This window comes from Paenibacillus sp. FSL L8-0333 (assembly GCF_037965665.1).
GTDB lineage: Bacteria > Bacillota > Bacilli > Paenibacillales > Paenibacillaceae > Paenibacillus_AQ > Paenibacillus_AQ odorifer.
In genome coordinates this window covers 1,619,128-1,643,212 of the sequence record NZ_CP150186.1, presented here as the reverse complement: position 1 = coordinate 1,643,212, position 24,085 = coordinate 1,619,128, and the positions used below count along the sequence as shown (strand labels likewise).

20 protein-coding genes are annotated in these 24,085 nt (G+C 43.3%); 3 read left to right on the top strand and 17 right to left on the bottom strand.

The genetic code is table 11. The annotated features are described in order from the left end of the window. Positions 1-17: 17 nt before the first annotated feature. A complete protein-coding gene (locus NYE72_RS07195; protein ID WP_038569403.1) occupies positions 18-905 on the bottom strand; it encodes a LysR family transcriptional regulator in 888 nt (295 codons plus the stop codon). Between the two features lie 111 nt (positions 906-1,016). Here NYE72_RS07195 and NYE72_RS07190 point away from each other — a divergent pair, with 111 nt between their 5' ends. Next, a complete protein-coding gene (locus tag NYE72_RS07190) occupies positions 1,017-2,423 on the top strand; it encodes an MFS transporter (RefSeq protein ID WP_038569402.1) in 1,407 nt (468 codons plus the stop codon). A 344-nt stretch (positions 2,424-2,767) separates the two neighbouring features. After that, the gene (locus NYE72_RS07185; RefSeq protein ID WP_038569401.1) at positions 2,768-5,440 is read left to right on the top strand and encodes a cation-translocating P-type ATPase; all 2,673 of its coding nucleotides are present in this window, start codon (positions 2,768-2,770) and stop codon (positions 5,438-5,440) included. Between the two features lie 101 nt (positions 5,441-5,541). Here the strand turns inward: NYE72_RS07185 and NYE72_RS07180 are convergent, their stop codons facing one another. The 8 genes from NYE72_RS07180 to NYE72_RS07145 all read right to left on the bottom strand — a co-directional run bounded on the left by NYE72_RS07180 (position 5,542) and on the right by NYE72_RS07145 (position 12,886). Beyond that, positions 5,542-5,751, bottom strand: coding sequence for a helix-turn-helix transcriptional regulator (locus NYE72_RS07180; RefSeq protein WP_036675786.1), 210 nt, complete (start codon positions 5,749-5,751; stop codon positions 5,542-5,544). A 1-nt stretch (position 5,752) separates the two neighbouring features. Continuing rightward, the gene (locus tag NYE72_RS07175) at positions 5,753-6,079 is read right to left on the bottom strand and encodes a DUF6442 family protein (protein ID WP_036675787.1); all 327 of its coding nucleotides are present in this window, start codon (positions 6,077-6,079) and stop codon (positions 5,753-5,755) included. Between the two features lie 129 nt (positions 6,080-6,208). After that, positions 6,209-7,297 (bottom strand): nucleotidyltransferase domain-containing protein, encoded by a 1,089-nt coding sequence (locus NYE72_RS07170; protein WP_254924584.1) that lies wholly within the window; start codon positions 7,295-7,297, stop codon positions 6,209-6,211. A gap of 167 nt (positions 7,298-7,464) precedes the next feature. Continuing rightward, complete coding sequence (locus tag NYE72_RS07165) at positions 7,465-8,337, bottom strand: YitT family protein (RefSeq protein WP_036675789.1); 873 nt, start codon at positions 8,335-8,337, stop codon at positions 7,465-7,467. Positions 8,338-8,365: 28 nt separating this feature from the next. Further along, positions 8,366-9,670 carry an ectonucleotide pyrophosphatase/phosphodiesterase gene (locus NYE72_RS07160; RefSeq protein ID WP_052096864.1) on the bottom strand — a complete coding sequence of 435 codons (1,305 nt, stop codon included), beginning with the start codon at positions 9,668-9,670 and terminating at the stop codon, positions 8,366-8,368. After that, positions 9,667-10,926: an MFS transporter gene (locus tag NYE72_RS07155; RefSeq protein WP_038569399.1), complete on the bottom strand. Its 1,260-nt coding sequence runs from the start codon at positions 10,924-10,926 to the stop codon at positions 9,667-9,669. The genes NYE72_RS07160 and NYE72_RS07155 overlap by 4 nt, the downstream gene beginning before the upstream one ends. Before the next feature lie 149 nt (positions 10,927-11,075). Continuing rightward, positions 11,076-11,522, bottom strand: coding sequence for a V4R domain-containing protein (locus tag NYE72_RS07150; protein WP_036675792.1), 447 nt, complete (start codon positions 11,520-11,522; stop codon positions 11,076-11,078). A 182-nt stretch (positions 11,523-11,704) separates the two neighbouring features. Beyond that, positions 11,705-12,886 carry an ATP-binding protein gene (locus NYE72_RS07145; RefSeq protein WP_038569398.1) on the bottom strand — a complete coding sequence of 394 codons (1,182 nt, stop codon included), beginning with the start codon at positions 12,884-12,886 and terminating at the stop codon, positions 11,705-11,707. A gap of 284 nt (positions 12,887-13,170) precedes the next feature. Here NYE72_RS07145 and NYE72_RS07140 point away from each other — a divergent pair, with 284 nt between their 5' ends. Then, complete coding sequence (locus NYE72_RS07140; RefSeq protein WP_244886435.1) at positions 13,171-15,102, top strand: ATP-dependent DNA helicase; 1,932 nt, start codon at positions 13,171-13,173, stop codon at positions 15,100-15,102. Positions 15,103-15,168: 66 nt separating this feature from the next. On the opposite strand, the gene NYE72_RS07135 is transcribed toward NYE72_RS07140, so the two are convergent. From NYE72_RS07135 to NYE72_RS07100, 8 genes are all read right to left on the bottom strand, one after another. Beyond that, positions 15,169-15,939, bottom strand: coding sequence for an ABC transporter permease (locus NYE72_RS07135; protein WP_038569396.1), 771 nt, complete (start codon positions 15,937-15,939; stop codon positions 15,169-15,171). Next, on the bottom strand, positions 15,940-16,698 hold the full coding sequence (locus tag NYE72_RS07130; protein WP_036675796.1) for an ATP-binding cassette domain-containing protein: 759 nt from the start codon (positions 16,696-16,698) through the stop codon (positions 15,940-15,942). A gap of 76 nt (positions 16,699-16,774) precedes the next feature. Next, the gene (locus NYE72_RS07125; protein WP_038569394.1) at positions 16,775-17,641 is read right to left on the bottom strand and encodes a pentapeptide repeat-containing protein; all 867 of its coding nucleotides are present in this window, start codon (positions 17,639-17,641) and stop codon (positions 16,775-16,777) included. Between the two features lie 14 nt (positions 17,642-17,655). Beyond that, positions 17,656-17,985: a PadR family transcriptional regulator gene (locus NYE72_RS07120; protein WP_036675798.1), complete on the bottom strand. Its 330-nt coding sequence runs from the start codon at positions 17,983-17,985 to the stop codon at positions 17,656-17,658. A 165-nt stretch (positions 17,986-18,150) separates the two neighbouring features. Continuing rightward, positions 18,151-19,434, bottom strand: a complete 1,284-nt coding sequence (locus NYE72_RS07115; RefSeq protein WP_038569393.1) for a hypothetical protein — start codon at positions 19,432-19,434, stop codon at positions 18,151-18,153. 265 nt (positions 19,435-19,699) lie between these two features. Further along, entirely contained in the window at positions 19,700-21,430 is a 1,731-nt protein-coding gene (locus NYE72_RS07110; protein WP_038569392.1) for a family 10 glycosylhydrolase, read from the bottom strand. Between the two features lie 38 nt (positions 21,431-21,468). Beyond that, complete coding sequence (locus NYE72_RS07105) at positions 21,469-23,115, bottom strand: extracellular solute-binding protein (protein WP_038569391.1); 1,647 nt, start codon at positions 23,113-23,115, stop codon at positions 21,469-21,471. 33 nt (positions 23,116-23,148) lie between these two features. Further along, entirely contained in the window at positions 23,149-24,039 is an 891-nt protein-coding gene (locus NYE72_RS07100) for a carbohydrate ABC transporter permease (RefSeq protein ID WP_036675805.1), read from the bottom strand. Positions 24,040-24,085: the final 46 nt, after the last annotated feature.

The following is a 24,085-nucleotide window of genomic DNA, read 5'->3' as shown; positions in this document are numbered from 1 at the left end:
TTTGTTCTGCGGCGTAATTAAATTGTCTGTTTGGATAACGCTCCAAAATATTCTACAACTACCTCCCGAAATTCCAAAGCAGCCTGAGAAATGTACCGGCTCCTGTGCCACAATAGAGCTATCTCCCTTTCCAATTCGTGATTCTCTACTTGGAGGTATTGGATATCTTCCCGTGAATTCCGTGCCGTGCTTGGTATGAAAGCTAAGCCAATTTCAGCTTCCACAAGAGTGCTAAGCCTTGCAGGTTCATCCCCCTCATACACATATTTAGGCACAAATCCAACCGATTTGCATACAGAGTCTATTAAATCGCGAGTACCATAGCCACTCTTTACACCAACAAACCATTCATCCCTTAGCTCTGTCAAAGATACGCTGCTTCGATTAGCCAGCCGATGCCCCTTTGGAACAGCCACAAGAATCGGATCGATAAAGACGATTTGACATTCGATGTCATCCCCTTTTATTGGAGGTGAGGATAAGCAATAATCAACCTCTCCTCTATTAAGAAGTGTAACCATTTCCTGCGTGGTCAACATTTGCACATGGTATTGAATATCAGGCCGCTTTTTCCGAAACTCTCGCAGGATATTGGGTAATGTGCTTGCGGTCGTCACCGCTAATTCGAGTGTGCCATGTTCAGGACTGGATAAATCGCTAAGCTCCTGTTTTCCCTGCTCCAATTCAAATAATGCCCTTTCAGCTCGGCGAAGGAACCGGCTTCCGGACTCATTCAGTCGCAGCTTTCTTCCTACCCGATCGAATAAAGGTACCCCCAGATCCTCCTCCAAACGCTGAATCGTTTTGCTTAGTGAAGATTGAGTAACGTGTAGATTTCGTGCAGCTTCAGTCATATGTTCCAACCGAGCTACCGCGAGAAAATATTGCAGTTGCAGAAGTTCCATTTCGCACCTCCATTCATTCCCTCAAGTCAATGAGATCATAACATAAAATGCGTTGGAATGAATAATCGATTTCAAGTACGATGACATTAATAAGCTTTAGGGGGATTTAAAATGAGTGTTCGCAACAGGTGGTTAATGATTTCAGTAGGTCTGGGGATTTTATTGAACCCTTTAAATTCTTCGATGGTGTCTGTGGCTATTCCAAGGCTGCAAAATGTATTCCAGCTTGACTATACAGGTGTTTCCTGGATTATTTTTTCTTTTTACATTGCAAGCAGCATCGCTCAACCTGTCATGGGAAAGGCCAGCGATTTATTCGGCCGGAGGAAAATATTTCTTACCGGGCTTGTCGTATCCTTCATTGCAGGTTTATTAGCTCCTCTCTCCCCAAACTTTGGCTGTCTCATCGTGTTCCGTATTGTGCAAGCCATTGGAACTAGCATGATGGTTGCCGTTGGAATGGCCATTGTGCGGATTCATATTACGGAGAAACAAGCGACCGCACTGTCTGTTTTATCCATCTTCCTATCCGGCGCGGCAGCAATTGGACCCTTTATTGGCGGGGTTATTATTCACTGGTGGGACTGGCCAGCTATCTTTTTCGTCAATATTCCATTCGTGGTGGCGAGCTTTCTATTATCTTGGAGGCATATCCCCAAGCACGAACCGTCAACAACCATTACCCGGGGAATGTCCCTGCGCAAATGGTTTGATTTGATTGACGCGTCAGGAATCCTGCTCTTCACTGTGGGGCTGGTTGGCGTGCTCCTTGGATTGCTTTCAGCAAAATCATCCGGACATATCTCATTAATACATGTCATTACCTTGCTATCAGGACTCATTCTGCTGGGGGCATTCGTCCGGCATGAGCTAAAAGCGGCGTCACCCTTTATTCCTTTACGTACATTTGCCAAATATCCGGCAATGACTTGGGTTAATGTTGAATTCATGCTCGTTAATGTACTTTTTTACTCACTCTTTTTCGGGATTCCATCCTACTTGCAAATGGTACGTCATGTCAGTGAATTCCAAACTGGGATTCTCATGCTAACGCTGGGATTATGCTCGCTGGTTACTGCTCCAATAGCAGGACGCTGGATCGATAGATCAGGACCCCGGCCAGCATTGCTGGTGTCCGGGGTCCTGATGACATTGGGATCAGTGTGGCTTGTGACCTTAAATCAGACTTCACCGGTGATCAGTGTATGTGTGGCTTTAGCTGCATTTGGTATTAGCAACGGATTGAACAATGTCGGCCTGCAAGCAGCCTTGTTCCAAAGTTCTCCAAAAGAAATCATCGGTGTAGCCTCCGGATTATTTAATACATCGAGATACCTGGGAACCATTCTCTCTTCATTGTTAATAGGTATCATAATGGGAGGTAAGTTTAGCTTCGCGGGATTTCAAGTCCTTGGGGTTATCCTCACGATAATTGCATTGTCTTTGGTATTCATGAGTCGGAAGCACCGTGAATCAGGGCAATTGCAGGAGTCGGCTAATTCGGGCGCTAGCAAATAGGAAAGGGCAGACAAACAAGACCTGTCATCAGACAGGTCTTGTTTTGTTCTTTTAATGCGTAGCCTCAACCCTTTATGAGTTTTATTTAACTCTTCAAGGTGGGGATAAACTCGATTCATAAATAGGATAATAAATAAAGCGCCCATAGTAAACTTGTGCTCGGTGAGCCAAAAACATAATGAAGAAACCAGATTTACATATATTTTTCCGTCCAATTTCAAGCTCAAAAGACACATTTATAATGTAAAAACAGTTTATGCAGCTCGATATTTTGAAACTTGTCCCGGCTTGAACCGTAATTTTTAAGAACAAAGACACAGCACAGCAGAGAGGAGCTATCATTAGTGGAATATTACCGCAACAATGTAGCCGACAGTTTACAGGATGTTCAGAGTTCAGCTAACGGGCTTACTTCGGCAGAAGTCGACAATCGTCTAAAAGATTATGGTTTTAACGAATTAAAAGGAAAGAAAAAAGATCCTGTTTGGAAGCTTTTTCTTGAAAACTTCAAAGACCCTATGGTAGTCGTACTGCTTATAGCCGCCATTGTCCAGATTGTTATGGGACAAGTTATGGAGTCGCTTATTATTTTCCTCGTGTTGATTCTCAATGCAGTTATAAGTGTCATCCAGACCCGTAAAGCGGAGAGTTCACTGGATGCCTTGCAGCAGATGTCAGCCCCCGAGGCCAAAGTGCTGCGTGATGGAGAATTAAAAACCGTCCCGGCAAGGGAACTTGTACGCGGTGATATCGTCTGGCTGGAAGCCGGCGATTTTGTACCCGCCGATGGCCGGATTATAGAATCGGAAAGCTTAAAAATAAATGAGGGTATGCTAACCGGAGAATCCGAAGCTGTGGAAAAGCATACAAATATCATCGCGAAAGAATCTCCGCTTGGAGACCGGCGTAATATGGCGTTCAGCGGTTCACTAGTTGTATATGGCCGCGGAACGCTAGTAGTAACGGGAACTGCACTCACTACCGAAATCGGAAAAATTGCTGAACTCATTGAAAGCGCCGAAGCCAAGCAAACGCCGCTGCAGCGCAAGCTCGAAACATTCAGCAAGCAGCTGGGGGTAGCAATTATACTCCTGTCCATTGTAATCTTTGCCATCCAGGCCGGACGTGTTTGGTTATCGAATGAGACTGTGGATACAACAGAAGCTATCCTGAATGCGTTAATGTTTGCAGTCGCTGTGGCGGTTGCTGCGATTCCCGAAGCTCTTTCCTCAATAGTAACTATTGTCCTATCCGTAGGTACTAATAAGATGGCTAAGCAACATGCGATTATTCGTAAGCTACCCGCTGTCGAAGCCCTTGGGTCAACCAGTGTCATCTGTACAGATAAAACCGGTACCCTCACCCAGAATAAAATGACTGTTGTAGATTACTTTCTACCAGAAGGTGACCGTGATCAATTCAATCAAGCGCCTGAAGAATGGTCTGAAGAAGCCCGGCGGCTCCTGCATATTGCCGTGCTCTGCAACGACTCTAACATTAATGAGGATGGTAAAGAGCTGGGTGATCCTACAGAGGTAGCACTTATTGCCTTCAGCAACAGCAAGAATAAAGATTATAAGGAAATACGCGATAATTTCCCTCGCGAAGCCGAACTACCTTTTGACTCGGATCGCAAGCTGATGACGACCTTGCATACTTTTAACGGACAAAAAGCAATGATTACTAAAGGTGGACCCGATGTGCTCTTTGGTCTATGCTCGCATGTACTGTTAAGTGGAAAAGAAGTGCCGATGACACCAGAAGTTCTTGAACGCTTCTTCGAAGCCAATGAGGAGTTCTCCAGCAGAGCACTCCGTGTACTTGCCTATGCCTACAAAACCGTACCAAATACAGTTACTGAAGTCGGATTGGAGGATGAACAAAATCTAGTGCTCGTAGGTTTGACAGCTATGATTGATCCACCTCGGGAAGCTGTCTACGGCGCGATCGCAGAGTCTCAGAAGGCTGGAATCCGAACCATCATGATTACCGGTGATCATAAGACAACCGCACAAGCGATCGGCCGCGATATCGGTCTGATGACTGAGAATGAAATTGCCGTAACCGGCCAAGAACTCGATGCCATGTCTGACGAGGAACTTGATCAAAAACTTGAACAGATCGGTGTCTACGCCCGTGTCTCTCCGGAGAACAAGATCAGAATTGTCCGCGCGTGGCAGCGGAAAGGCAAAATAACAGCCATGACCGGTGATGGTGTAAATGACGCGCCTGCTTTGAAACAAGCAGATATCGGAGTTGCCATGGGCAGTGGAACCGATGTTGCCAAAGATGCGGCTGCCATGATTTTGACCGATGATAATTTTGTATCCATTGTCAATGCTGTATCTGTGGGCAGAACGGTATTTGACAATATTAAAAAAGCGATCGCCTATTTGTTCTCAGGTAACCTGGGTGCAATTATCGCCATCCTATTTGCCCTTATTTTCAACTGGATTAATCCTTTCACAGCGATTCAGCTTCTATTCATCAATCTGGCGAATGATTCTCTGCCCGCCATTGCTCTCGGGATGGAAAAACCTGAACCTAATGTGATGAATAGAAAACCAAGAGAGCTCAAGGAAGGAATATTCGCAGGAGGAATGATGCAGGCCATTGTCACTCGTGGTCTACTCATAGGTATAGCTGTTATCATATCCCTGTATATCGGACTTCAGGATTCACCTGATATGGGCGTAGCTATGGCATTCACAACCCTGATCTTGTCTCGTACATTGCAGACCTTTGCCGCCCGTTCGAACAGTCAAACTGCTATTGAAGCTGGCCTTTTCAGCAACAAATACGTCATCGGAGCCGTTCTGGTCTGCTTTGCCTTTTACGGCATTGCGGTTCTGCCAGGAGTTAGAGAAATCTTCTCGATTCCGGCTTCATTTGGAATGTCAGAGTGGCTGATTGCAGCAGGCTTAGCCCTCGGCTCCCTCATCCTAATGGAATTAACGAAGGTTGTTCGAAGAGCTTTTACACCCAAATCTGTTGAACAGAACCCTGTAAATTCCTGAGTAAGCTATAATTGACTAAAAAAAAAACAGCGATCTCCAATGATGGAGTATCGCTGTTTTTCTGACATCTAGAGTTAAACCCAGAAAAGCTTCTGTTGATTTTAATCAAAATAAAATAATTCTTCGAATTTTTTATCCAACGCAATACATAAAATCAAAGCTAATTTTGCAGTAGGGTTAAACTGTCCGGTTTCAATCGAGCTTATAGTATTTCTTGAGACACCCACCATTTCTGCCAATTGTGCTTGCGATAATTTTTGTTCCGTTCTTGCTTCGCGCAGTTTATTTTTTAAAACCAAAGGTTCACTCATACTAATCACTCATCCCATAAAAGTAAATAAACAAAAACGAAACACTTATAATTAATCCTAAAATGAAATTGAGTAAATGCATCTTTTTCTTAGTTACAGAATACATCCCAAGACCTTCACAGCTCAAATATCCAAAAAACATGGCTATCAAGGCTTTTAATGCAAGATTTGTTTCTTGACTATGATTATATAAACTGAAGACACTCAGAATGCAAAATACAATCAACATTCCAATGAATCCGCTTTTTCTGCCTTTAGCAAATACAAATTCTTTTCCTTCGTCTCCTTTTTCATTTCTGCTTTTTTCTAATATTTCTTCCTTTTTCATAAAAATTTCTCCTTTCAAATTGAAAAGATGATGACAAGTTTTCTTGTCATCATTATTATAATACGCCAAGTTTTCTTGTCAAATAAAAAATAGCTCACTCCAATCCAAAGATTGGTAGTGGGCTATTTTCTATACCTTCATATATTGGTTATATAATTGCTCGAAAGTATTGTATCGTTCGACTTTCCTGCCTACCTTGTTATATTCCTCCAGATATTCATCCATGACCTTCAGAAACTCATTTTTAAAGACTTGAAGATGGTCAGAATCAAAATACTGCATGATATCAAACTTTTTAGTTCCCTTCCATTCTGTCATTTCATCAAGAAAACCTTGTATGCCCATTGCTGCAAGATACGCATACGATCTATCACCCGATTCTACACTTGCTATAATCTTATTGCGGTAGTTGCACCATAATTCCTCATAAGTTCCGCCAAGATTATCATAACTTGGGACAGGCTGCACTACAAAATCCTTATACATTTTATTATATAAATCATTGATGTTTTTAAGGGCCTTATATGCTGCACTTCTGATTTCATCGATAGTCTTCGCCTCTATCACAGCCATATATGTCTTTTCAAAATCATCAGGAACATAACGGTACGTAGCTATTTCCTCCAAATATCTCTTAATTCCCCGTTTGAAATAAGTATTGTTCAAATGAGTTAGCGCATTTAACAAATTGTATAAAACTTCGCTTGAATCATACCTTACTGCTCCTATATCTTCAGAAAGTAATGTATTCGCATATTCCTGTTTTGCTATGTCTATACACTTTTTCGCTCTACTGATACATTCTCTCCCTATAGGCATGGCCAGAGCATCGAGTGCTCTCTGTTTATATAAATTTAGCTTTTCCAAATATTCGGGTTTTGCACAGTATAACACCTGTAAATCCACCAGACATGAAATCATTGGACTCTCGAGATTGGCTTGATCTTCTATCCTTGTTTCCCATGGCGTACAATATAGATCGTATCCAATATCATCCAAGATAAAACACGAAGATATTCCCCAGCCTTGCTCTGTGTTATTAATTATGATTAGATCAAGATCGCTTTTTTCATGAAAATCCCCAGTACTAAAAGAACCTGTAAGCCCAATAATTGCAATATCATCAGAAAAATCTCTCTTAGCCCGTTCAATGACCATGCTAATAAGCTTTTCATTTTTGATTAAGATCTTTTCTTTATGAACAGCATCCATATCCATGTCCCCTCTCCAACCTTATTAATTCTATTGTATAAGCATGTTGTTAGAGTAGGTATTCCAACTTTAATTATATTAAATCTATACCAAGCCTTTCCTCTCCTTCAAAGAAAACAAAAAACGCGCTGGCAAGAGCATAATTAGCTTCTCTCCAACGCGATTTATAGTCATTAGTGAATATTTTTCTTTTTGAAACTGCCACCTTTAACTTCTGCAACATCGTAGACTACTACAAAAGCATTCGGGTCAATTTCACGAATAATATCTTTTATTTTACTTTCTTCCAGACGGTTAATGACACAAGTGATTTCTTTGAATTGTTCATTTGAGTAGCCGCCATAAGCATCTGTATAAGTTGCTCCACGACCCAATCGGTCACGAATAGTCTCGACCATGATTTCCGGTTGAATAGTGATGATTTTAAACGTTTTAGAGCCACTCAAACCTTCTTCAATAATATGAATGACCTTAGAAGCAATAAAATAAGCAAGTGCTGATAGAATAGCCCCTTGTAGGCCAAATACTGTTGAAACAACAATAAATACAAACATGTTTAGAAATAAGATTAAATCACTGGTCCCAAAAGGTAATTTTCGTGAAAGTAAGACAGCTAACATATCTATCCCATCTAATGCTCCACCATTACGTAAGGCTAACCCCATACCAAAACCGATAATAATCCCGCCAACAACGGTAATTAATAAGGTATCACCTTCTATAATCGTCGGTACATGATGCATAAGACTAGTGCCAATAGCCAGTGAAGCAATACCGATAACGGAATAAAGAGCAAAGCTTTTACCAATTTGCTTATATCCTAGCCACACAAAAGGGATATTAATTATGCCAATTAGCAGCCCTAGCGGTAAGCCAAACAGTTCAGAGCCAACGATGCTTAGACCTGTGACACCTCCATCTGAGACATTGTTGGGTATCAATACAGATTCTAGACCATAGGCAGCTATTAGCGCCCCAATAATAATCATGAATACTTTTGAGAATATCTTGAGTTTATTTGATTTCTGTTTTCGCGTTTCAATCATTGAATTTCTCCGTTTCACATTGCTTAATTTAGTCCATAAAAATTTCCTCTAAAGGTCTTCCGTCACCTGGATTAAAATCAATCCCTAAAATCTTTGCCATCGTGGGGGCTATATCTACCATTTCGATGTCCCCTATAGGATGCCCATTTCTAATCTTTTCCCCAGAGACAACCAAGTTGCATCTATAGCCGTCTTTATCAGGAGAATAGCCATGCGTGGCAAATTTAACGCCTTGTTTGTCCAAATCAACAATCGTTGGTTCATTCATACTTTCGTCGAAACAATAACCTCTCTTAGCCTCAAGCATATACTTTGTGGTTTGGCCCACATGAAAATAATCCAGTTCATCTCTAGCATACAATTTCTCTATACCTGAGGATTCATCTCTCATATGATCTCCAATAACAGCTAATGCTATTTGCTCAGCTTCTTCATCACCCTGCCGGATATGCAAGTAAGCCGCTCCACCCCCACACTGTAGGTAAGCTCTCCACTTCATTTCGCCGTTCTCTTCATAGATCAGGCCTTTTTCCTGCAAAAGGTTGTTCAAATGCACCTTGTACCTAACATTAAACTGGCCATGGTCCCCCAAAATTAAAAAAATCGTATCATCCTTTATCCCCGCTTCATCCACTGCCTGCATAATATCGCCTAACCTTTTATCCATACGTGTGATTACCTGCTTCACTTCGTCACTGTCAGTTCCATAAGCATGTTTGGCATCATCCAGATCGATCAGATGCATCATTAGAAGATTAGGTTTTTTGCGCTTAATCGTGTCTATAGCACATTTGGTCGTGAAGTCATCCAGATAGGGCTGCTCAATCCCTTGGCGGATCCGGCCATATTTCAGCTCCATATCCACGCAGTATAAGGGGCTTCCGCTTTTTAATATCTTCAGTGCCTGATTTTCGTTTTTGATGGCTCTGATTTCAGGTATATTGTATTGGATGGAGGATTTACCCGATACTGGCCATAGGATTCCGGCTGTGCTCATCTTATGCTCGCGCGCAACATCGTAAATCGTTGGCACCTTGATCGCATTTCTAAACCAGAACCAATTTTGCTCCTCTTCCTTAATAAAGGGCTGAAACGGATTGTTGTGGTGGATGCCATGCTTATCCGGATATACACCGGTTGCTATGGTCGTGTGCACTACATATGTGAGTGTCGGATACACACTTTTCAATTTATGGCTATGGGCTCCGTTTTTAATTAATTCCGCTAAGTTTGGAAGCCGGCTGGCCAATGCCCAGTGGTCTTCTGAAAAGGCATCGTAAGAGATGACGATCAAATGCTTGGCCATAGCCGTTTGTGCTTTAATTGACTTCATAGAATAAGCCCCTTAGGTTCGTCATGTTCAGGCTGCTCTTTAGGTAAAGTTATAAATACGAATAATCCAATAATAAAAAGTGGGATAATCGCTAAAATACTAAATTTAGCATTACCTGTTAAGGTTGTTGTTAAAGACATTACAGCAGGACCAACAATGGCCGCGAACTTGCCAAAAATATTGTAAAAACCAAAGAATTCATTGGAATTCTCCTTTGGAATGATCTTCGCATAATAAGACCTGCTGAGCGCCTGAATGCCTCCCTGAGCGGAACCAATTAGCGCACCTAAAATAAATATATGCCACACTGAAGTGATAAAAAAAGCCGCGATGCAGGAAATGATATATGTAACAATCCCCACGATTATCAAAGTCCTGGCGGAGTATTTTTTGGCGAGATTACCATACAGGATTGCACAAGGAAAAGCGATGATCTGGATAACTAATAATATCCCCAGTAAGGTAAAGGTGTCAAAAGCATCCGCACCCAGAACCGATGTGGCATAGGGCACCACCATTTTAATAATCGTATCTACCCCATCAATATAAAGAAAGTACGCAATTAAGAAAACAAATACAACTTTATGCTGTCTAACATTCCTAAAGGTGTCTCCCAGTCTTTTAAAACTGTTGATTACAGGTCTTGGTTCAGGCTCAATATAATATCTCTGCTTCACATCTCTGATCATGGGTATGGTCAACAGCCCCCACCAAAGGGCAGTAATGATAAACCCAATCTGATAACCGATCGACTTCTCCATCCCCATAAACAGAATCAATAGTAGGCTGATGCCAAATGGAATGACACTGGCGATATATCCATAAGCAAAACCTTTTGTGGATACCTTATCCATCCTTTCATCAGTGGTTATATCCACAAGAAAAGAGTCATAAAAAATATTGGCTCCGGCAAAACCTATAACAGACAGGATATAAAACACAATCAATAACTGCCACTGCCCGCTCGCAGGTGCAACGAATGCCAACGAAGCCGTAGCCAGCACACCTATCAAAGAGAAAAATAAGAAAAAGCGCTTTTTCTTATCTTTGTAATCTGCGATCGTGCCTAAAATCGGACTAAGGATAGCCACTAGAATACTCGCAATGGAATTAAAGTACCCTAAATCCATGCTGCTGTTAACATTTGAAAACATGCCAAATACAATAGGCAATAAAGCAGTTGTAACCGCCATCGAATAGGCCGAATTCCCACAGTCATATAAAATCCATGATTTTTCCTCTTTGCTAAGTTTCATCTAACAGCCACCTTTTCACCTATTTGTAACTGTTATATCATTTCAGCATAAGAGGCATGTTAAATGAATGTTAATTCCATCACAACTTCTTCATAAAAAAAACGACCTTTTAAAATCGAAAGGTCGCTTACTCGCATTTATATATGAATTTAATATTTGACGAGATATTCGCAATATTCATCCCCATTAACATTACATTTTATTTCCCGGACGGAAACCCGCTTTCCACGAATTTTAGTAAGTGCTCCTTCAATAATGGCCCCCTCCAGGTCACAAACCATTTTTCCTTCCATAATAGGTAACCCTTCGCAGAAACAATCGTGTACTGCAATCGTCATCCCCTTGTCATCTTCATGGGTTATTATAGGAATCCCTATCTTCAATTCTTCGAATAACTCGAATAGTTCATTAACCGAGGTAACACCAAATTCTTCCCCAATTTTTCTTCCTATAGTCAACGTTGTACCCTTACCATTCATGGGTAACGCTTGATATAAACCAATCAGTCTAATCGTTCTGAAAAGCTCTAAAGGTACGACATTACCTAAATTTTTTCTCTTTATTTTTTTCATATCTGTAAAAGTAAATTGATCCATGCCAGTAACCTCCAATTACTTATGTAATTTATATTTCAAATTTAATTGATATATTGAGTATAAACGTATCCAATAATTGCTTTGTGATCTTACGCACATCCTGATTTTTTGTAGAACTATAACAAAAAAAGCAACTTCCCAGTTGGCAAGTCGCTCCTTCATTCCTTAGATGCAGCAGCATCTCAAATATGATAATCATAAACCCAAGGCAAAATAACCTTCACGCTAGTTCCAACCTGAACCTCTGAATCTACCTTAATATGCCCCCCATACATTTCAATTAATTGTTTACAAATCGATAATCCAATCCCTGTCCCTTTTTGCTTGGTAGTAAAGAAAGGGTCAAATATCCGTTTTAATTTATCCTGTGGAATTCCTTCTCCATTGTCTTTAAAGAGTAGAATAATTTCGTTTGTCTCAGCAGCTGTGGTAACAGAAATATCTATTCTGCCTCTAAAAGCTGTGAAGGAATCGATACTATTTTTCAAAATATTAAGAATTACCTGCTCTAGCTGAGAGGCGCTTCCAAACGTTAGTACTTTTTCTAAAGAGCACTCTACTGAAAGTATAATATCATCACTAAGTATGAGTTGATTCACAATGTTATTAACTCTATGTATAACCTCCATAACGTTAAATACTACGCCGTTATTTTTTGTACTGTCACCTTTTCGAGCCAGTATTAGAAAGTCCGTTACTAATCCATTCAGAGCATCAATCTCTTTGATGGTGATATCCAGATATGCACGCAATTCATCCGCTTTGATCTCCGGCTCATTTAGCCTGATATTTACAAGCTGAGCAAAACCTTTAATCGAAGCTAGCGGATTTCTTATTTCATGCGCCATTCCTGCTGCCATTTGTCCCATAACAGCAATTTTTTGTTCATGTAAATTGTCAATCTGTTGATTTTTATTAGACAAATAACCTTGTGCAAAGCCAGTAAAACGGGTCCAGTTGCATTCCATTAAACGATTATAAAAAAACAATCGGATCGCGGAATCATCTACAAACTCTTCAATGATCTTAAACATAATATTCTGAGCGGTTAAATTTAAATCCTTGCTCATATCAAGTAAAATATCAAAATGATCACCGAATATTTCTGCAGTATAAACCCCTTGCTCAGCCCCCTCTTTTTCTAGCAGGTTTAAGTATTGATCGTAACCAAAAGAATCAAAAAACAAGGCTTCTACCATACTCATTAATATCGTACTGAATGATGAATCTAACAATTCCTTATGCGCCTCTACAAACCAGGAGAATTCGATGTTTTTCATAGTCATAGAATGATAATGCCTGTTTAAAATGATTGGAACTGCTAAGGTTAATGACGAACGCAATTCATTTTCTTTGTATGACATTTTCATCCTCCTTCTTTGTAGTTTGTATTCAAGATATGTGTATATTTTCCTGCTTCAAAAACACAGTAATTCACTTTGCTTTAATCACTATATTATATTCTGACACTTGACTGTTAGAGTAGCATCGAAGATAATTACAACCTCACCAAAAAAACTATAATTAGGAAGATCATTGATTTTGAAAAGGGGCGGTCGTCATTAGCTGGTTAAGTGATCTCTATAAATTACAGAAGCAGGAGCTAAAGAAGGACATCGAGCCCTCTTTAGTCAATGCTATCTTTCGAATGTATGATAAATTCCCCAGGATTGGACTTAAAGAGCGGATCGGCCAGCAGGATATGTCTCTAGATATCGCTGATGCCTATATAAATGGTCGTAACGCGATGATTGAAGCTGGAGTCGGTATCGGCAAGTCCTTTGCCTACCTCATTCCCAGCCTGCTTATTAACCAAATCTCAAGGCAACCGGTTATTATTGCGACATCCTCCATACAACTTTCAGAACAAATACATAAAGATCTGAGATTCATCGGAAGTCGTCTCGGATTTACAAGGGTACGTTCGGTAGTTGGAAAAGGCATGGGGCAGTATGCTTGCCGGTATAGGGCAGCAGATCTGTTCCAAGCGGATGATTCAAACACTCCTCTGTCTGCGCTTGCTCAACAGATTGTGAATTATGAAATTGATGAGCGGGCAGATATTAAGGGCGGGGTTAGTGATGCTGTATGGTCTAACGTTTGTGTGAATGATTGCAAATTTGAACGTTGCCATTATAAAAGTACATGTACGTTTTATGAGATGAGAGCTAAAATTAATGCCAACGCGAGCGACATGGATTTTATTATCGTAAACCAGGATCTGCTCATCCGTGATTTAATCAAGAAAAAGGAAGGAACGAAGGGGTTAATCACCGAACGGCCGGCTCTGATCGTAATTGATGAAGCGCATAATCTGGAAGCAAAGGTTAGAGATGCAAGAACGCTCGAATTTACTTACCGGGGAACCTGCCGTATTCTGGATGACGCCTTACAGATTCTCTTCAAGCAATCTGCCGATACGGAGCTTATGCCGCAATTTAAATTTATAAAAAGATGCGTTGGCCATATTTTTAAACAAGTAGAGGCAGACTTACTGCAAACAGCCAAGCAGGACAATGACCGTATAAAAATATCGCAGATCACAGGAATCCCCTTAAGACGAGCGGCACAGGTTTTAAAAGATTTTAATCTCAGCCTTTCCGTCTTAACTTCACGGCATGAACGGGAGATTGACAATATTTTTGAAGCCATGAACGGACTTATCGACCTCTTTGATGTACTCGCCGGAGTAGAGGATAACTATCTGATCTGGGCAAGTAATACCCAGCGGGAGAGTACCCTTAGTATCTGCCCTAAAGGGATAAGCCAGTTTCTGAAATATACCTTATTTAACGGGAAAACCTCAGTTATTTTAACGTCAGCAACCATGTGTCAAAGCGGAGAAACGCTGGAGGAACAATACGCTTATCTCACTGAGTCCCTCGGTTACAGGGGAGATTATATGGAGCGCCAAGCTTCACCGTTTGATTATGACAACCACACCATGCTGTATATTGCCAAGGACATCCCCTACTATAACCATCGGCGGCGGGAAGATTATCTTGAAGCGGCATACAAGGAAATGATGAGGCTCTGTAATTTAACAGACGGGCGGACATTAGTTCTTTTTTCAGCTAAAGAGGATATGAAGTATATTCATAAGAAGTTAAACTCTGAGAAGCTTGCATGGGCATTACATGTTCAAAGGGAAGGCTCGTCCCAGGACGGGGTGATCGCTGACTTTCGGGGCAGTAAAGGCGTTCTACTTAGTACCGGTGTATTCTGGGAAGGTGTGAATATCGAGGGTTCCGATTTGTCGCAGTTAATCATTTTCCGTCTGCCTTTCCCTGTTCCTGCCGATCCTGTCTATGAATATAAGACTTCGATGGCAAAGAATCCCTTGAAGGAGGTTTTTGTACCGGACATGCTGCTTCGGTTAAGACAAGGAACCGGGCGCCTGATCCGCAGTGAAACTGACCTTGGTGTGCTCAGCATACTTGATTCCCGCCTGTCCATTGCCGCCAAAAAGGATTACCGGGATCAGGTACTGGAAGCCTTACCTTTTAAAAAGGTTACTGAGGATTTCAAGGTTCTGGAGAAGTTTGTGAAAGAAAAAGGGATACAGCTTAGTGATACGTAGAGAAATGAAAAAAAGCAACCCATCCGCAGACAAGTCGCTTCTAAATCCTGTAACGTTATCTGGCAATTAAACAACTTTATGTTTGTATACCCGCATCGCTAATAAATACGCAACTACTAGAATGGCTATGCACCATATGATGGCTCCCCAAATATCATTGCCGACAGGCTGCCCCATCAGGAGGGAGCGAACCGCCTCTACTATAGATGTAACGGGCTGGTTTTCAGCAAAGGCGCGAACGACTGGCGGCATCGATTCGGTAGGCACAAAGGCCGAGCTGATGAAAGGAAGGAAAATAATCGGATAGGAAAAAGCAGTCGCGCCGTCCACCGATTTTGCGGATAGTCCAGCAATTGCCGCGACCCAAGTTAGAGCCAGCGTAAACAATATGAGGATGCCAGCAACCGCCAGCCATGAGAGCACTCCTGCCGATGAACGAAACCCCATAATCAATGCAACAAGAATGATGACGCTAACTGAAATCGCATTGGATATCAGGGAGGTCAGCACATGTCCCCACAGCATGGTAGAACGTGCAATCGGCATAGAATGGAATCTTTGAAAAATCCCTTTTTGCACATCGTTAAACAGGCGGTAAGCCGTATAAGTTACACCACTTGCAATAGCGATCAGTATGATCCCGGGCAATAAATAATTCACATAGTTATCCGTACCCGCCTGGATGGCCCCACCGAACACGTAAACAAACAACAGCATAAATGCAATTGGCATGATAGTTACCGTGATGATGGTATCCATACTGCGGAGAATATGGCGCATAGAGCGTCCAAGCATTACACTCATGTCACTGAAAAAGTGCTTCTTAATCATTTCCATTTACTTTCCCTCCTTTTTGCCGATGATTGCGAGGAATATCTCCTCCAGCGTCGGCTGCTTTTCAATGTACTCAACTTTTGCGGGCGGGAATCGCTTTTTTAGTTCTTCGAGTGTACCGCTCGCAATAATTTTACCTTCATGTAGAATGGCGATTTGATCAGCAAGCTGCTCTGCCTCTTCCAAATACTGCGTCGTCAAAAAGACAGTCGTACCGCCGTCGGCAAGCTCCTTAACCATCTTCCATACATCAATCCTTGCCTCAGGATCAAGTCCAGTGGTTGGTTCGTCGAGGAAAATAATCTGCGGTTTTCCAACAAGACTCATCGCGAGATCTAATCTCCGGCGCATCCCGCCTGAATAAGTGGATACCTTGCGATCCGCGGCATCGGTCAAAGTGAAGCGTTCCAGCAGATCGTCCGCAACTTGACGCGGATGCTTCTCATGGCGGAGCCTCGCAATCATGATCAGATTTTCCCGGCCGGTCAGAATCTCATCCACGGCGGCAAATTGACCCGTCAGGCTGATGGACTGGCGTACATAATCAGGCTTTGTGGCGACATCGAATCCGTTCACTGCAGCAGTCCCACCATCTTGATTTAGCAAAGTGGTGAGGATTTTGACAATGGTGGTCTTGCCTGCGCCATTGGAGCCAAGCAGGGCAAAAACGCTGCCCTGCTCCACTTCAAAATCCACCCCCTTTAAAACTTGAAGCTGTCTGTAGGACTTTTCCAACCCAACCACTTTAATGGACTTGTTCATTGCATTCCCTCCTCAAGGTTTTGTTAGCATATCTTCATGGAATTCTCCCCGCAAAACTCACTTCGGAAGCTCCGGCTTATAGGACTGTAACCTTTGTCAAATCAGCTTCCATGCCTTTGAGCGCAGCGAAGGTCAACTTATCCATCATTGCACCGTCAAAGTTGATCGTTTTAATTGCACGATAAAACTTCTTGGATAACGAAAACCCGGAGAGGAATGACACATTTTTTAACGTCGCACCTCTAAACGAAATATCGTTCAGCGCCGACTTTTCAAACTTGACCCCGATAAAGGTCTGGCCGTCAAAACATAATCCCCGCAGATCTGAGGTTTTAAATTCCACACCGTCAAAGATACAGCTCTCAAAGATTGTTTTCGTAAGATCAGTCGTACACAGCTTGACGTCGGTCAGTCTTGCACTGATAAATTTCGCCCCTGTAAGTCCTGATGAGCTAAAGTTGGTGCGAACAAGAATAGATTTGTGAAAGCTCGCATTTGCCAGTTCAATGCCGGACAGATTGCAGTCGGTGAGATTAGCGCTGTCGAACTTGGCCTCGCCTACGTCACTGCCCGCGAAAGAACTGCCAGTCAAGTCAGCGCCTGTAAAATCGGAACCCCGCAACGCGCTCACTTTAAAATCCCCTTTATGGGCGGTAACGCCTGCAAAATCGCTCTTCGATAAGTTGCTCGCCCTAAAGCTCGTCACCACCTGCCGCTCAAGTGAACGGGAGAGATTGGCAACCTCCTGCACCGTCTGTTCAATGTCGCCGATGCTGTCTATCGTCATCTTAAACGCCGTTTCATCATCCTTGCCTTCAGCCTTGAGTTCACTGAACCGCTCCTGCAAATCGGAAAGGAGGTCACTCTTTAATTCAGCAACGCTTTTTATCCCGTCATAGGGTGCGAATACGCCATTTAAATACATGTTTAATTTCTCATTCATATTATCAAGTCTCCTTATAATAAGTTTTCAAGCACACGCTTTGCATACTCCCAATTAGTCTTGTTATTGGCGTAAACAGCTTTCCCCTTCTCGGTAATCCGAAAATACTTCCGTCGTCCCCCCTGAGACTCATCCCCCCAATACCATTCAATGTCACCGTCTGCCTCAAGCCGCCGGACGCTGGAGTACATCGTAGCTTCTTTTAATTCATACTCGCCTCCGGAACGCTCAGCAATCAATTTGACGATTTCATATCCATAACGATCGGCTTCGGACAAGAGCCGCAATACCATCGTATCGGTATGTCCTCGCAGCAGATCGGATGTGATTTTGTTCTCACTCATTTCATCACCTCATAATCGCATTGTATATCATACTACTGTGACAGTCAAGGTACTTTGATCATCATGTTTATACAAAATAAAAAAATGCCGTCCTTAGTTGTCTAAGGCAGCATTTTTCTTTTTAAGTCTGAAGTTCCAATCTACGCTAACCAGAAATAAGTTGATTTACGTCTGCTGGTAATTCACAGCTACCTGCAGGCAACCCTCACACAAAAATGCATAATAAATCCCCTCGCTGTCCTCGGCCTGTTCCATGTCCATTTGGGCAATAAACTTCATCGTCTTCGAACAGCAAGGGCACACAGGATATTCCGCATCCTGAATCCAAGCCGGATGTCCTCCAATCTGCGACGCAGGCGCCTCAAGCATCCAATATGAATTTTCATAGGTTCCCATCTGTCGTTCCGATAGCTGCATGGCATGCCATGCTATTTCTTCCCTGTCTTCATTTGCAGGCAAAAAATCAGGAACGGTATTATATTCACTCCACGAATATTGGCCATCCAGCTCCGCTTTCATAAACACGGTGCCATAACAATTACAATGCATGCAAGCTGCAATCCTTAACCGCTGGCCGGAAAGCTTCATAAATTGAACCAGTGGATTCTGCAAATCGTAATCAAACAGCACTGTCAACTTACCGCCACACCAAGGGCAGGAATGCTCACCCGCCTGTAGCGCCGCTACCGCCGTATGATCCCGATCCATCCCATTTTTTCCGTCCCTGTTTACTTCAAAATGATAACTCTCGGGGTAAAAAAGCAGCCTTTTCCCACCGTCGGGATCTAATTCCCATCCTGCTTCGTGAGCATAGCTTTCCGGAGACACATTTAACTCCGATGTCCATCGAGGCGGATGCTGCCGCCATGTCTCGAACTGCCGAACAACCTCTTCATCACCAATCCAGGCCATTGCAAGCAGCAAATGATTACGGTTTTCCGAGTCATGCTCTAACTGATGAATGATCTTATCACGGATCTCCTGACCCGCTTCTTTATAGAGAATGCCGGGATAATACTTCCCGTTAAGAAAAAAAGCCTCCAGCCCCCGTTCAATGTATGCACTTGAAAAACATATAAGCGACAGTAAAATGGTTTCAGCCTGGTCAAAATCATCTTCTTCCATCAATTCAATGGCGTAGGTTTCCAATCGCTCCCTTTCGCTTTCAGTCAGTTGACGATATAACTCTTGCGCGGTTTTGTGATAGGGAATTACGTGTTCAAGCGGGCTCAATCTCCGCGGTTTGTGCATGATTTTAAGAATTTCAACCGGATCATTCACACCTGCGTACAAATCAATGTCTTTTCGATTTTGTTCAATATAAGCCTTTTCCTCCAGCGCAAGCTTCCTCTGATGACAGGGCATGCAGATTCCACCTGTCTTTAAAGCAGTTGCAGGAAGTATGCTTCCCTTGCAGCCTGAGGTTTGGCAGGGTATACGCTCGCTCATCGTATCTCTCCTATTCTGTATAAGTTATTCTCAAAGACTATTATTAATAAGCTAAACTGCATTATAGAATTAGCTATATTATAGAATTAGCTGCATTAAATATACCACCGGATTTAGCAGCTTTAAATTCATTTCAGATTTCAATTGGATATATCCCCCACCATCACCTTATACCGAAATAAAAAAGGTTAACCAGATATTTCTGGTTAACCTGATAAACGAAAACTCCCCCGGATAAATAAGAACCGGTGCCCTTGTATTAAGCTTAATCCGTAATCTTCACATTTCCAAACACAGCCTTATTCCTCGAGTCATCCCCAGGATTGCTAAGTGCTATGCCAATATACACCTTGCGGTTCATCGGAATCTGAACAGTTCCGACCGTTTGCCAGTTATTCCCGTTCGTCGAAATAGCCCCTTTGAAGGTATTTCCACTTCGGGTCAGCTTTAGCCATCTTGGAGCCGAGGCAGCCGCAGTCTGATCAACCATATTGCCGGCAGTCTCTGCACGATACTGGAAGGTTGCCCCATTTTCGGGGGTAAGCATCATATCTGCATGCTTCGAATTATGACCCAGCGACTCCCGAATCATAATGCCGGCCTTGGCCCAGCCGTCCAATCGGCTAGTGGACTGCACTTTAACAATAATCTCCGCATTGCCTCGCACGGATTGGTATATATAATTTAGTTGATCTCCATTTCCCCAAATATCCGTAGAGCTGCTGCTGAGTGTAAATTGCTTATTGGAAGAATTGTAGGTAACGTTCCCCGGCATGGAACCGATATTCCGCGCCTTCCATCCTGTTGGTAATTGAGCCGGATAGTCTTGTTCTACCGGAGGCGTCCAGCCTGTCGTAGGCCAGGTTTCACGTTCTTTGATATTGGCTAGCTCATCTTCTGGCCAGGCCCCGTAAGCAAAGAACGACAGACGCTTCACACCTGGATAATTCTCGCGGATTCCCTTGTAAATCTCCTGATATTGATCATCTGTCCAGTCATTATCCAGCGTCGCAACAATTTCCACGTCACTGCCGCTAATCCGGTCGCTCGTATCCTTCAGGATGCCGTAGGAAGTGCTGTATACCCAATCACTGTTGAACTCCCAGTCATCAAAGTACGCCATTGGTGCAACAAAGTCGATATCATCCTTGAATTTGGCTACATTCTGCCCAACTTCAATGAATTCTGGCGGCAAAATATACACGCCGAGCTGCACATCCGGCTTCGAGGACTGGGTGATATCCTGACGGATATCGCCCACATACTGTCCAATTTGATCGGTCCTCCATTCATTCCACTGCTCTCTCTGAGGAGAATCCGTCTCGAAGTCAATGCTGAGCGGTGAATACCCGAACTGCGCCTGATACTTCGTAACCGTGTAATCACTGACGTCCATGTTGTAATTGTCGAAGCGGATCCAATCCAGCACAACGCCATCCACATCATAATTCTCGATCACTTCCTGAATAATGGAACGCTCATACTGCTGCACTTCATGGTGAATCGGATTGACGAAGTATTCGTTGCCGTTAGAACCTGTAAACGGAGTCTGAACCCCGTCAACCAGCGCCTGCATCTGCCATTCATCGTGCTCCAGGAAGGCCTGCTGATCATGGAACTGCGGAATCCAGGCATGAACCTTGATTCCTGCAGCATGGGCTGCCGTAATGACAGCCTGCAGGGCGTCGAAATTCTGGTAGCCTTGGGCAATTGGTGCGATATCACTCTGATAAAATACACTTCCAGACGGAACCTCATCATCTTCATCCTGCTTCACGTTCATGCTAATAACATCGACGCCATAGCTTGTAGACATCGCGATGAAATTCTGGACATCCGTCATGTTCTTAAACTGGTTTACGGTCCGTACAATAACTTCCGTTTCGAAAGGGGGGTTACTCTCCTCGGCCATAACAGGAACGGAACCACCGGCTATCGAAGAAACCAACACGATGCTTAACAGTGCTATGAACCTCGAACTCAACGCAAATGCCATAATCTCGCCTCCACTAGTATAAGATTTTATAAATAGTCTTATTTCGTCGCGTTGATTTTCTTAACATTTTCCTGCCATTTTTCGGTTCTGAATTCAAGCAGCTTAGCCAGCCCCGCTTTTTCGGTGTTCTTTTTAGCTGTCTCCAGCGCCGACAGCACCGCTTCATCCGACTTCGCCTGAACCATCTGGGCGTAAGCAAGGGTATAAATATCCCCGATATTCTGTGCGATGATGCCGATTTCCGTATCCGGAATCGGATCGGTATTTACAAACTCCGTGATATCCAACGCGGTTTTCCAGGTCACCGTGGACTGCGCCACGGTCTCCCAGGATTTCTGGTTCGCGGAAAGCAGCGCCTCGAGGCTCATTTTCGCCGTATCAATAAAGGTTGTATTTCCCGCCCAGTTAAAGTCCTCGAATTTCCGCATCGTTTCCGTGCGCTCGTTAGCAGGAGTCGTCTTGTATTTCTCGTTCGGGATTGGCGCTCCGTCCGCATCCTCTTCATCCCAGTACAAGCCTTTAGGACCGAAGAAAAGCACCTTCTGTCCCTCCGGACCCGTAATCCAGTCAAAATAAGCGAAGATGGCCTCTGGATCCTTGGCCTTTTTCGTAATGACATTAACGTTCCAACCCAGCGTCTCAAAGCCGCTTACAAACACTTGTGTTTTGTCTAGACCGGCTTTATGAATCGGCCATATAATCTCATAACCGCTGTCCGGATTATTCGCTGTCAGTGCCCGGTGTCCCTCGGCTCCATACGTAGTGATATTGGATTCGACCATGACTGCTACCCGGTTGGTATTGACCTTTTCTTTGACCGCATCCTGGGTTTGCTGCAGAGCATCCTGCGTAATCAGCCGTTCACGATACAGCTTATTAATATACAGCACCATCTCCTCGTAAGCGGGATCGTCCAAGATAGATGACAGCTTGTCGCCATCCGGATATCCCATGAGTGAAATGAACTTACTGGTGGAGTTCTCCTTAAAACCACCATACATAATTTCCAGACCTGCCCCCTTCTCCCCAACCTCCAGAGGTACTACATCCGGATACTTTTCTTGCACCTTAAGCAAATATTGATACAAATCATCAAAGGTCTCCAGCAACGGTCTGCCGAGTTCGTTATAAATATCTTTATTCACCATCCATCCGCCGTTGCCGAATTGCCCGGATGTATACCAGTTCGGAATTTGATAGATTTTCCCGTCTTCTGAACGGAGCAAATTCAGGGTGGATTCCTTCACATATTTCTTGAAGTTCGGATACTTCTCATAGTAATCATCCAGCGCAACGAGTTGTCCTGCCTGCACCAGCCGTTCCACTGACGATCCCCGGTCAGTAAAAATGACATCCGGTAAATCACCGCCGACGATCATCGTGTTGAGCTTTTCTCCGGCCGCTCCTCCGGATTGTATGGGTTCAACAGTAACCTTACGGTTCTCCTGAATCCATTTTGTCGCCTCATTATCCCCCCATGGTGATGTCGTAAGCCAGTCATAGTTTCCATAGAAGCTGAAGGTGACGGGCTTGATCCCGCTGCCGTCATCTGTGGCGGCCTCAGTATTCAGATTTTTCTCGCTTGTGGTTGGTGAAGTGTTAGAATTTCCTCCTCCGCTACAGGCAGCGAGAAGAAGCACCAGTGAAGTCAGCAAAAGAGATACCCATTTCATACGATTGCGCATCTTTTCCCTTCTTTCTACATAATATGGAGACTGCTATTCTTTCATCGAACCGATCATTACGCCCTTAACAAAGTACTTTTGGAGAAAAGGATACGTCAGGATAATTGGAATGGTAGCGATCATCATCGTAGCCATAGTCAGTGACTTCGTGGTAATCGTCCGATTTCGGTTCATATGATCCAGCGCGATAGCATTCGATGAGCCTATTTGGGTCATGATGTTGGAGTTCATAATCTGGCGCAGCAGGGTCTGTATAGGAAGCAAGTGATCCTTTGTAATATAGATCGCTCCCGTAAACCAGTCATTCCAGTAACCTACTGCGGTGAATAAGGCAATCGTGGCCAGCACCGGACCGGAGACGGGAATGACGATTCGGAAAAAAATGCCGTAGTTGCTGCTGCCGTCGATTTTGGCCGATTCCTCCAACCCCTCCGGCAGAGCGTGGAAGAAGGTGCGGATGACAATCATGTTCCAGACACTGATGATGCCGGGGATAATCAGCACCCAAAAGGTGTCCAGCATACCCAAAGAGCGAACTAGTAAATAACTAGGGATGAGCCCTCCACTGAAGAACATCGTAATCATGAAGAACACCATATATTGTTTTCGAAATAGCAATGTCTTCTTGGACATTCCGTAGGCTAACAGTGCCGTGAAAAAGACAGACAATGCCGTGCCGCATAACGTTCTAAGAATGGTGATCAGAAAAGAATTCAGCAGGCGTTGATCCTGAAACACAATATAATAATTTTCCAGAGTAAAAGCTCTCGGTAACAAGGTTACACCACCGAGCGCCGTATCGCTCCCTAGATTAAAGGAAATGACCAGCGCATTCCAAAACGGGTATAGCATGAGTAACGCCAGCAGCGTCAAAAGGATATACATACTCCGCTGCATGATTTTGTCGCCTAGGCTTAGTCTCATTGTTCACCCCTCCTAAAAGGTTTATGGAGCATCGGAAGCATTCGCT

What these genes read in the sequence shown, in the direction of transcription:
- NYE72_RS07150 (WP_036675792.1), bottom strand. Translation starts at nt 11,522, where the DNA reads ATGGATCAATTTACTTTTACAGATATGAAAAAAATAAAGAGAAAAAAT.
- NYE72_RS07100 (WP_036675805.1), bottom strand. Translation starts at nt 24,039, where the DNA reads ATGAGACTAAGCCTAGGCGACAAAATCATGCAGCGGAGTATGTATATC.
- NYE72_RS07160 (WP_052096864.1), bottom strand. Translation starts at nt 9,670, where the DNA reads ATGAAGTCAATTAAAGCACAAACGGCTATGGCCAAGCATTTGATCGTC.
- NYE72_RS07170 (WP_254924584.1), bottom strand. Translation starts at nt 7,297, where the DNA reads ATGGATATGGATGCTGTTCATAAAGAAAAGATCTTAATCAAAAATGAA.
- NYE72_RS07155 (WP_038569399.1), bottom strand. Translation starts at nt 10,926, where the DNA reads ATGAAACTTAGCAAAGAGGAAAAATCATGGATTTTATATGACTGTGGG.
- NYE72_RS07105 (WP_038569391.1), bottom strand. Translation starts at nt 23,115, where the DNA reads ATGCGCAATCGTATGAAATGGGTATCTCTTTTGCTGACTTCACTGGTG.
- NYE72_RS07125 (WP_038569394.1), bottom strand. Translation starts at nt 17,641, where the DNA reads ATGAATGAGAAATTAAACATGTATTTAAATGGCGTATTCGCACCCTAT.
- NYE72_RS07130 (WP_036675796.1), bottom strand. Translation starts at nt 16,698, where the DNA reads ATGAACAAGTCCATTAAAGTGGTTGGGTTGGAAAAGTCCTACAGACAG.
- NYE72_RS07165 (WP_036675789.1), bottom strand. Translation starts at nt 8,337, where the DNA reads ATGATTGAAACGCGAAAACAGAAATCAAATAAACTCAAGATATTCTCA.
- NYE72_RS07140 (WP_244886435.1), top strand. Translation starts at nt 13,171, where the DNA reads ATGTATGATAAATTCCCCAGGATTGGACTTAAAGAGCGGATCGGCCAG.
- NYE72_RS07195 (WP_038569403.1), bottom strand. Translation starts at nt 905, where the DNA reads ATGGAACTTCTGCAACTGCAATATTTTCTCGCGGTAGCTCGGTTGGAA.
- NYE72_RS07115 (WP_038569393.1), bottom strand. Translation starts at nt 19,434, where the DNA reads ATGAGCGAGCGTATACCCTGCCAAACCTCAGGCTGCAAGGGAAGCATA.
- NYE72_RS07145 (WP_038569398.1), bottom strand. Translation starts at nt 12,886, where the DNA reads ATGTCATACAAAGAAAATGAATTGCGTTCGTCATTAACCTTAGCAGTT.
- NYE72_RS07175 (WP_036675787.1), bottom strand. Translation starts at nt 6,079, where the DNA reads ATGAAAAAGGAAGAAATATTAGAAAAAAGCAGAAATGAAAAAGGAGAC.
- NYE72_RS07120 (WP_036675798.1), bottom strand. Translation starts at nt 17,985, where the DNA reads ATGAGTGAGAACAAAATCACATCCGATCTGCTGCGAGGACATACCGAT.
- NYE72_RS07190 (WP_038569402.1), top strand. Translation starts at nt 1,017, where the DNA reads ATGAGTGTTCGCAACAGGTGGTTAATGATTTCAGTAGGTCTGGGGATT.
- NYE72_RS07180 (WP_036675786.1), bottom strand. Translation starts at nt 5,751, where the DNA reads ATGAGTGAACCTTTGGTTTTAAAAAATAAACTGCGCGAAGCAAGAACG.
- NYE72_RS07110 (WP_038569392.1), bottom strand. Translation starts at nt 21,430, where the DNA reads ATGGCATTTGCGTTGAGTTCGAGGTTCATAGCACTGTTAAGCATCGTG.
- NYE72_RS07135 (WP_038569396.1), bottom strand. Translation starts at nt 15,939, where the DNA reads ATGGAAATGATTAAGAAGCACTTTTTCAGTGACATGAGTGTAATGCTT.